Below are 8111 nucleotides of genomic sequence, written 5' to 3'. Positions count from 1 at the left end.
GCCCGCTAAAAACAGCAAAATAGAGATCGGAATGTAGCTGAGCGTTACTTTGCGCTCTTTCTCATAGAGGCCTGGACTCACAAAAGCCCAAAGCTGATAAAGAATAATCGGCGAGGTTAGGACAATCCCGATGATAAACGCGAATTGCATAAACACAAAAAGCGGGTCTGTCAGATTAAACGCATTAAGCGTAAGCTCCTTCGCTTCATCCGTTTTTTGCAAATAAACAATCATGGGCTTCGCTAAAAAAAATCCTGCGATAAAGAAAACGACAAATGCCAGTGCCACAACCAGCAATCGTTTTCGAAGCTCAGCAATATGTTCCAGCAGCGACATTTGATTCACTTTCATTCGTGTCATCCTAACTTACTGATCTTCTTTCTTTTTTTCCTCGTCATCACTCGTTAATCCTTTAGTAGCATTTTTGAATTCACGAAGTGTGTCTCCAGCAGCTTTCCCCAGTTCAGGCAGCTTTTTGGGACCGAAGATGATCAGAGCAACGATTGCGATAACAGCAAGGCTTCCAGGACCGATCGGCATATTTGGGCTCCTCCTTTCCCTCTATTCGATTTCCTCTAAAACTGAATAATGCTTCAAGAAATAAACCAGTGACTGAAGCTCTACAGCTAAATCTATATGATGAATTCGAATGTGTTCCGGCACATTCAAACGGGCCGGCGTAAAATTAAGGATTCCCTTGATTCCTAACGCGACCAATCTGTCTGTAATGGATTGAGCGGCAACTGCTGGCACTGTAAGAATGGCAACTGATTCATTTTTTACGTGTTGTTCAAGGTCATCAAGGTTATAGACAGGCACGCCGCCTACCTCAGTTCCTATTTTACTCTCATTTATATCAAAAGCCATAGAAATTTTTGTGTTATTATTTTTTGTGAAATTATAGTGAAGAAATGCCGTTCCCAAGTTCCCCACACCAATCAAGATGACGTCTGTCATCTCATCCTGATCAAGCGTTTTTCGGAAAAATGAAAGCAAATAATCCACATTATATCCATATCCTTTTTTGCCAAGAGCTCCAAAATAGGAAAAATCCCTGCGAATCGTGGCAGAATCAACCTTTACGGCATCACTGAGTTCAGCGGATGATACACGCTGTTTTCCTGACGCATGCAGATTCTTTAAAAAGCGATAGTAAAGCGGCAGCCGTTTTGCCGTCGCCTGCGGAATTTTTGATTGATCCTTATTCATTTTTGGTCCTCCACATTATACTCGGATAGTTCTCTTTTAAAGTCACCGTTTTTCCCGCCTGTCTTCTCCAGCAAGAAAGTAGGGCCGATGACCATTCCCTTATCAAGGGCCTTGCACATATCGTAAACGGTAAGAGCGCACACCGATGCAGAAGTGAGCGCTTCCATTTCCACACCTGTACTCCCTTTCGTTTTGACCTGTGCTTTTATATGAAGTATAACTTCTGCTTCTTTTATTTTCCAGTCAAACGATATATCTACCCCGCTCAGTGAAAGCGGATGGCACATCGGAATGATATTCGACGTTTGCTTTGCGGCCATAATGCCTGCCACCTGCGCAACAGCCAGTACATCTCCTTTGCCGATATCATGACTTTGTATTTTCTCGTACACTTCATTTTTCATGTGTACGCTTGAAACAGCCGCCGCAGTACGGACAGTCGAAGATTTTTCGCTGATGTCCACCATCTGGGCTCTGCCCTGTTCATTAAAATGAGAAAATCCATTCATATTAAAACTCTCCTTAAACAGATCATACACTATTTTCTTCTCTATGTCTTATTCAGCCAATGTATTGTTTGCTGACTTCTGGTTCATAAGCTACACTTAACTTATTATAGCAGAGGTGAAATAATATGATGATCTTACAAGTTAATCAGCTATCCAAATCATTTGGTGCTGATACTATTTTAAACAATATAAAGCTGGAAGTCAGAAATCGTGATCGCGTCGCCATTGTAGGAAGAAATGGCGCGGGAAAATCCACGCTGCTTAAAATTATCGCAGGCCAGCTTTCGTATGAAAAGGGCGAACTCATTAAACCGAAAGATATTACAATGGGATATCTTGCCCAGCATACGGGCTTGGATTCTAAGCTTACCATAAAAGAAGAGCTACTGACTGTTTTTGACCACTTAAAAGCAATGGAAAAGGAAATGCGGGCTATCGAAGAAAAAATGGCGGCAGCTGATCCTGGTGAATTGGAAAGCATCATGAAAACCTATGACCGGCTTCAGCAGGAATTCAAAGATAAAGGCGGCTATCAATATGAAGCGGATGTCAGATCTGTGCTTCACGGACTTGGTTTCAGCCATTTTGACGATTCAACACAGGTGCAAAGCCTCAGCGGGGGTCAGAAAACAAGGCTGGCCCTTGGTAAGCTTCTGTTAACACAGCCTGATTTGCTCATTCTCGATGAGCCGACAAACCATCTCGATATTGATACGCTAACCTGGCTTGAACATTATTTGCAAGGCTATTCAGGCGCCATTCTCATCGTTTCGCATGACCGCTACTTTTTGGACAAAGTAGTAAACCAAGTATACGAGGTATCAAGAGCTGAAAGCAAAAAATATCACGGCAACTACAGCGCTTATCTCGACCAAAAAGCCGCGCAGTATGAAAAAGATCTTAAAGTGTATGAAAAGCAGCAGGATGAAATCGCAAAGCTTCAAGACTTCGTAGACCGAAATCTTGCGAGAGCTTCTACCACAAAAAGAGCGCAAAGCCGCCGAAAGCAGCTGGAGCGAATGGAAGTCATGTCAAAACCGCTCGGCGATGAAAAATCCGCAAACTTTCATTTTGATATTACAAAACAGAGCGGAAATGAAGTCCTGCGCGTTCAGGATCTCACAATCAGCTATGAAAACCAGCCGCCGCTTTTAACAGAAGTGTCGTTCATGCTCACAAGAGGAGAAAGCGCCGCTCTTGTCGGCCCTAACGGAATCGGTAAATCGACTTTACTGAAAACATTAATGGACACCCTAAAGCCAGATCAAGGAACAATCTCATACGGCTCGAATGTCAGTGTCGGCTACTATGATCAGGAGCAGGCTGAACTGACTTCCTCTAAACGCGTCCTTGATGAGCTGTGGGATGAGTACCCTGGTCTTCCGGAGAAAGAAATCCGAACTTGTCTCGGCAATTTCTTATTCTCCGGAGATGATGTACTGAAACCCGTCCATTCACTGAGCGGGGGTGAGAAAGCAAGATTGGCCCTTGCTAAGCTAATGCTTCAAAAAGCTAATTTTCTCATCCTTGATGAACCGACGAACCATCTGGACTTAGACAGCAAAGAAGTTCTTGAAAACGCGCTGATTGATTATCCAGGCACACTGTTATTTGTCTCTCATGACAGATATTTTATTAACAGAATCGCCACAAGAGTATTGGCGCTTTCTTCAAATCATATAGAAGAGTATCTGGGAGATTACGATTATTATACGGAGAAAAAAATAGAGCAGCTTGAATTGGAGAAAATGAATCAGCAAGAGGAAATAGAAAAAACGCCTGCTGCGGTAAAGTCTGACTCCAAACGTTCTTACGAGGAAGAAAAAGAATGGAAAAAGAAAGAGCGCCAACGGCTCCGCCGGATTGAAGAAATTGAAACCACTGTTCAAACCATTGAAGAAAACATTAGTCACAATGATGAATTGCTATGTGATCCGGAAGTCTATCAAGACCATGAAAAGGTACAAGCCATCCATGCAGACACCGAGAAACTCAATCAGGAGCTGGAAACTCTTTTGTCTGAATGGGAAGAACTATCCACAGAAGAAGATTAAAAAAGTCAAGCACCTCTTTTTAGAGGTGCTTTTTTATCCACAGAAAATAACCTTATAAACAAACAAAGTAAACGCTTTATACACATTATCCACAAAATATTCTGAATTTATCCACTTTATTAACAGTGTCTTCAGCCCTTTATCCATCGATATCTTCATAATTACTAACAGATATGTGGATAAATTGAGAATTATCTGTTAATAACAGATAAAAAGCCTCACGCCATTATGTCGTGAGACTTTGATAAGAAGTCAATTCAAGGCCAGGCTGGCCATTCATATCATATGCACCGCGAACGCCCTTCTCAAAAGCAATTGTACCAGCTGCAGCGATCATCGCAGCATTATCTGTACATAATGCTAACGGAGGAATGACAAGCGTAATCCCCTCATGCTGGGCAAATTCCTTTTCTAATGCGGCTCTGAGGCCTCTGTTTGCAGCTACCCCTCCGGCTAAAAGGACCTGTTTGACACCATATTCCTTTGCCGCACGGGCCGTTTTTATCACCAAGACATCTATTACGCTATTTTGGAAACTGGCAGACAAATCTTCCGGAGCAATCTCTTGTCCTTTTTGAGACGCATTATGAAGCGTATTGATCACCGCAGACTTCAACCCGCTGAAGCTGAAATTGTAAGAGCCTTCTTCGAGCCATGCCCGAGGAAGCGGAATATTGTCATTCCCTTTTTCAGCAAGCTTGTCAATTTGCGGTCCACCCGGATACGGCAGTCCCATCGTTCGCGCCACTTTATCGTAGGCTTCTCCTGCTGCATCATCGAGAGTTTCTCCAATGACTTCAAATGATCCGTGCTCCTTCATATAAACCAATTCCGTATGGCCTCCTGAAACGACCAATGCCAGTGCCGGAAACACGATTTCTTCTACAAGACGGTTCGCGTATATATGACCGGCTATATGATGGACGCCAACTAACGGAATGTTATGCGCAAAGCTCAATGCTTTAGCAGCGTTCACTCCGATAAGAAGCGCTCCCACCAGTCCCGGACCTTCAGTGACTGCAATCGCATCAATATCACTATACGTCATGCCAGCTTTACGAAAAGCCTCTTCTATGACCAAAGTGATTTGCTCAACATGATGTCTGGAAGCAATTTCCGGAACAACGCCTCCAAAGCGCTTATGGCTTTCAATTTGAGAGGCTACTACGTTTGATATGATTTCTTTCCCGTTTTTTACGATAGCTGCCGCTGTTTCATCACAGCTTGTTTCAATTCCTAATACGTAAATCTCTTTTTGCTCACTCATTTATCGTCACCCACATAATTAACGCATCTTCCCCGTTATCAGTATAATAGTTCTTTCTTATTCCGCCGGGCTGCATCCCGAACTTCTTATATAAACCTTGAGCAGGATGATTAGAAACCCTCACTTCAAGCGAAAGCCGCCTTGCGCCTTTTTCTTTGCACAGTTCAATCGCTGAGCGAAAAAGCGCTTCTCCTAAAGACTTGCCGCGATACTCCGGTTTTATTGCTATATTTGTAATTTGGGCGTCGTCCATCACAATCCAAATCCCGCAATACCCAGCAACATGGCCGTCCTTTTCAATCACGAGATAATGAGCATACGGATTTTCCATCAGCTCATGATAAAACGAATCCCTCGTCCAAGGAGACGTAAAGGAGGATGTTTCAATTTCGTATACGTGATCAATATCATCAAGCCGCATGTTTCTGACAGCTGCTTTTGTTTTCATCCTATCACCCTACTTTTGACTTTCAATCCATTTCGCTTCAGCTTCTGCCAGCCGCAAGTAATCCGGGACAAGCCCGTGAACATCAGCTGCTTCCTTTTCCGCACCTAGAAAAGCCAATTCTGAAGGACGCGGGTTATGCTGAGCAGCAGCTCCAATGAACCCTTTTGTCCCAAGCACATCCTCTATCATCTGCTTGTGAATAGAAGTATCATGACCTAAAAACAAAACAGGGCGATCCTTTTCTTTTAGCATCTCCAGCCATTCGGCCAGCATCACATTTTGATCAGGAACCACTTGTTCCAAAAGCCCGTTTTTGTATTCATACAGACCTGTATACACCTGTCCCCGTCTTGCATCAAAGATAGGACTGATCAGACCGTCAAAATGCCGGCCATTTGCCGCAAGCGCCTCAAGGCTTGATACAGCAGAAATCGGAATGTGTAAAGACCAGGCAAGTGTTTTGGCGAGCGTCACACCTATTCTTACTCCTGTGTATGAACCAGGGCCTTTTGCAACAACAATTTTAGAAAGATCCTGCGGTGCCATATCACATTCGTTCAGCAATGAATGAACAGCAGGCATCGCTCTAACAGAATGGTTCTTTTTCAAATATGTAATGTATTCTGCTATGACGGTATCTTCTCGAAGCAGTGCAATGCCTAACGTATAATTTGATGTATCAATTGCTAATATTGTCATGTCTACTTATCTCCTCACAAAGCATTTCATACCGATTCCCGACAGCAGTAAAGGTAATTTCCCGCTCATCATCACCAACTCTTTTGATGACAATTTGCAGTCGCTCCTGCGGAAGCTGTTCTTCAATTAAATGGGCCCATTCAACGAGACAGACACCTTGTCCGTGAAAATATTCATCAAGTCCCAAATCTTCGCTTTCGTCTTCCATTCTATACACATCCATATGATAAAGAGGAAGTGAGCCATCATTATATTCTTTTATAATTGTAAAAGTCGGACTGTTTACAACACGTGTAATGCCAAGTCCTTCCGCAAAACCTTTCGTGAAAGTCGTTTTTCCGGCACCTAAATCGCCCTCTAATGTCAGGACGTCTCCCGGCTTAGCAAACGATGCCGTAAGTTTTGCTATCGCTTTTGTTTCTTCAGGATTTACAGTTCTCCACTTTAATTGCTTCACACGAGTCACCCGTCTTATTTAAAATGATTATATCCTTTTTTCTCTAAGGCCATTGTTGTTTTTTCTGTTTTTAGGATCACGTTGGATTCTGTTTTTTCCCTGACATGGCCAATCTTTGTAATGGGCAGTTGACGAATTTTGCACTCCTGCTTCAACACTTCCCATTCCTCCTTTGAAACCGTCCCAGTCAGCTCAAAATCCTCTCCGCCAAACAAAGCCCATTCTTTCCAGTTAGAATGAAGCTTAGGCAAGTCAGAATGGACCGGGAGGATGCTTTCATCAATTTCAATTGAAACACAGCTGGCTTCTGCAATCTCATTCAGTTCACTAGCTAATCCGTCACTGATATCATTTAAAGCTGCCCGCTTAATACTCGAGCATAATCTCCCGACGCTTACTCTTGGCTGAGGCCGTTTATGCCTGTTGATAAAGTAATCCGTGTCCAAAAATAAATTTTGAGGATTATTCTCCTCTAATAATAAAGAAAGTCCTGCTGCAGATGAACCAATTTCCCCAGTTACAAACACAATATCATTCGGTCTTGCCAAGCTGCGCAAACAAGCTCGTCCCTTTTCTACTTCACCGATCACAGTGACCGTTACGACTAATTTATCAGAGGTAGAGACTGTATCGCCGCCAATCAGATCCATATGATATAGTTTCGCCAGTTCATTCATTCCTTCATACATTGCCTTGATTTCAGATTCCGTCCATTTTGCAGGTACCGCAAGTGATACCAAATAAAATTTAGGAATGCCTCCCATCGCGGCAATATCACTTATATTAACGGCTAACGCCTTATACCCGATATCTTCAGGTGAGGAATAGTGTAATTTAAAGTGCACATCTTCTACCATAGTATCCACACAAACAATTTCCTGAACGCCGTGTTTCGCAGTGTAGAGTGCTGCATCATCACCTATTCCTACATCAACGGAAGAATGGTAAATGGTCCGCGGAGTAATGCTATGTATCAAATCAAATTCATCCATGAACCAAAACCTCCTTTCAACCTGCTTATGGCCTATATGTACTCTTCCTAGTGTATCGAATTTTGCTGGAATATCCAAGATGTTGCCGATATAAAGAAAGCTTGGCTATGACACCAAGCAGAAAGATACAATAAAAGAAAACACAAAAAAAACGAAAACATGATCGTTTCGTTTACAATAATGGCGGTCCGGACGGGACTCGAACCCGCGACCTCCTGCGTGACAGGCAGGCATTCTAACCAACTGAACTACCGGACCATATTTGTATAAAATGATTTTGTCTGCACCCTTCGGGCACTTCTTATATCATTTATATATTTGGTTGCGGGGGCAGGATTTGAACCTGCGACCTTCGGGTTATGAGCCCGACGAGCTACCGAACTGCTCCACCCCGCGATGATAATAATTTAAGATAAAAGCTTGGCGGCGTCCTACTCTCACAGGGGGAAACCCCCGACTACCATCGGCGCTGAAGA

At 43.1% G+C, this 8111-nt stretch carries 10 protein-coding genes and 2 tRNA genes; 1 reads left to right on the top strand and 11 read right to left on the bottom strand.

Going from position 1 to position 8111, the window contains the following annotated elements; genetic code table 11:
• The 4 genes from tatC to moaC all read right to left on the bottom strand — a co-directional run.
• The coding region (gene tatC, locus RAC86_RS31695) for a twin-arginine translocase subunit TatC (protein WP_377886433.1) at window positions 1-360 on the bottom strand (360 nt) is incomplete at its 3' end.
• 6 nt (window positions 361-366) lie between these two features.
• Window positions 367-540 carry a sec-independent protein translocase protein TatAY gene (gene tatAY / locus RAC86_RS31690; protein ID WP_003225684.1) on the bottom strand — a complete coding sequence of 58 codons (174 nt, stop codon included), beginning with the start codon at window positions 538-540 and terminating at the stop codon, window positions 367-369.
• 21 nt (window positions 541-561) lie between these two features.
• A complete protein-coding gene (locus RAC86_RS31685) occupies window positions 562-1209 on the bottom strand; it encodes a redox-sensing transcriptional repressor Rex (RefSeq protein ID WP_003225686.1) in 648 nt (215 codons plus the stop codon).
• A complete protein-coding gene (gene moaC / locus RAC86_RS31680) occupies window positions 1206-1718 on the bottom strand; it encodes a cyclic pyranopterin monophosphate synthase MoaC (protein ID WP_014112879.1) in 513 nt (170 codons plus the stop codon). The genes RAC86_RS31685 and moaC overlap by 4 nt, the downstream gene beginning before the upstream one ends.
• 125 nt (window positions 1719-1843) lie before the next feature.
• Here moaC and RAC86_RS31675 point away from each other — a divergent pair, with 125 nt between their 5' ends.
• Complete coding sequence (locus RAC86_RS31675) at window positions 1844-3772, top strand: ABC-F family ATP-binding cassette domain-containing protein (protein WP_072565843.1); 1929 nt, start codon at window positions 1844-1846, stop codon at window positions 3770-3772.
• A 226-nt stretch (window positions 3773-3998) separates the two neighbouring features.
• Here RAC86_RS31675 and tsaD read toward each other — a convergent pair whose 3' ends face one another.
• The 7 genes from tsaD to RAC86_RS31640 all read right to left on the bottom strand — a co-directional run bounded on the left by tsaD (window position 3999) and on the right by RAC86_RS31640 (window position 8031).
• Window positions 3999-5039, bottom strand: coding sequence for a tRNA (adenosine(37)-N6)-threonylcarbamoyltransferase complex transferase subunit TsaD (gene tsaD, locus RAC86_RS31670; protein ID WP_072565842.1), 1041 nt, complete (start codon window positions 5037-5039; stop codon window positions 3999-4001).
• Window positions 5032-5487: a ribosomal protein S18-alanine N-acetyltransferase gene (rimI, locus tag RAC86_RS31665; protein ID WP_061186107.1), complete on the bottom strand. Its 456-nt coding sequence runs from the start codon at window positions 5485-5487 to the stop codon at window positions 5032-5034. Before rimI ends, tsaD begins: the two co-directional genes overlap by 8 nt.
• A 9-nt stretch (window positions 5488-5496) precedes the next feature.
• Entirely contained in the window at window positions 5497-6186 is a 690-nt protein-coding gene (gene tsaB / locus RAC86_RS31660; RefSeq protein WP_072565841.1) for a tRNA (adenosine(37)-N6)-threonylcarbamoyltransferase complex dimerization subunit type 1 TsaB, read from the bottom strand.
• The gene (tsaE, locus tag RAC86_RS31655) at window positions 6167-6643 is read right to left on the bottom strand and encodes a tRNA (adenosine(37)-N6)-threonylcarbamoyltransferase complex ATPase subunit type 1 TsaE (protein ID WP_014112873.1); all 477 of its coding nucleotides are present in this window, start codon (window positions 6641-6643) and stop codon (window positions 6167-6169) included. Before tsaE ends, tsaB begins: the two co-directional genes overlap by 20 nt.
• Window positions 6644-6657: 14 nt before the next feature.
• Window positions 6658-7635 carry a thiamine-phosphate kinase gene (gene thiL, locus RAC86_RS31650; protein ID WP_072565840.1) on the bottom strand — a complete coding sequence of 326 codons (978 nt, stop codon included), beginning with the start codon at window positions 7633-7635 and terminating at the stop codon, window positions 6658-6660.
• Window positions 7636-7816: 181 nt separating this feature from the next.
• Window positions 7817-7893 (bottom strand) — tRNA-Asp (locus tag RAC86_RS31645).
• Between the two features lie 61 nt (window positions 7894-7954).
• A tRNA-Met gene (locus RAC86_RS31640) sits at window positions 7955-8031 on the bottom strand.
• Window positions 8032-8111 lie beyond the last annotated feature (80 nt).

It is taken from the genome of Bacillus sp. LR_5, from assembly GCF_042709275.1.
Note: the sequence above shows the minus strand (reverse complement) of the source record. Positions and strands in the feature narration are given on the sequence as shown.

What these genes read in the sequence shown, in the direction of transcription:
- moaC (WP_014112879.1), bottom strand. Translation starts at nt 1,718, where the DNA reads ATGAATGGATTTTCTCATTTTAATGAACAGGGCAGAGCCCAGATGGTG.
- thiL (WP_072565840.1), bottom strand. Translation starts at nt 7,635, where the DNA reads ATGGATGAATTTGATTTGATACATAGCATTACTCCGCGGACCATTTAC.
- tsaD (WP_072565842.1), bottom strand. Translation starts at nt 5,039, where the DNA reads ATGAGTGAGCAAAAAGAGATTTACGTATTAGGAATTGAAACAAGCTGT.
- RAC86_RS31685 (WP_003225686.1), bottom strand. Translation starts at nt 1,209, where the DNA reads ATGAATAAGGATCAATCAAAAATTCCGCAGGCGACGGCAAAACGGCTG.
- RAC86_RS31675 (WP_072565843.1), top strand. Translation starts at nt 1,844, where the DNA reads ATGATGATCTTACAAGTTAATCAGCTATCCAAATCATTTGGTGCTGAT.
- rimI (WP_061186107.1), bottom strand. Translation starts at nt 5,487, where the DNA reads ATGAAAACAAAAGCAGCTGTCAGAAACATGCGGCTTGATGATATTGAT.
- tsaB (WP_072565841.1), bottom strand. Translation starts at nt 6,186, where the DNA reads ATGACAATATTAGCAATTGATACATCAAATTATACGTTAGGCATTGCA.
- tatAY (WP_003225684.1), bottom strand. Translation starts at nt 540, where the DNA reads ATGCCGATCGGTCCTGGAAGCCTTGCTGTTATCGCAATCGTTGCTCTG.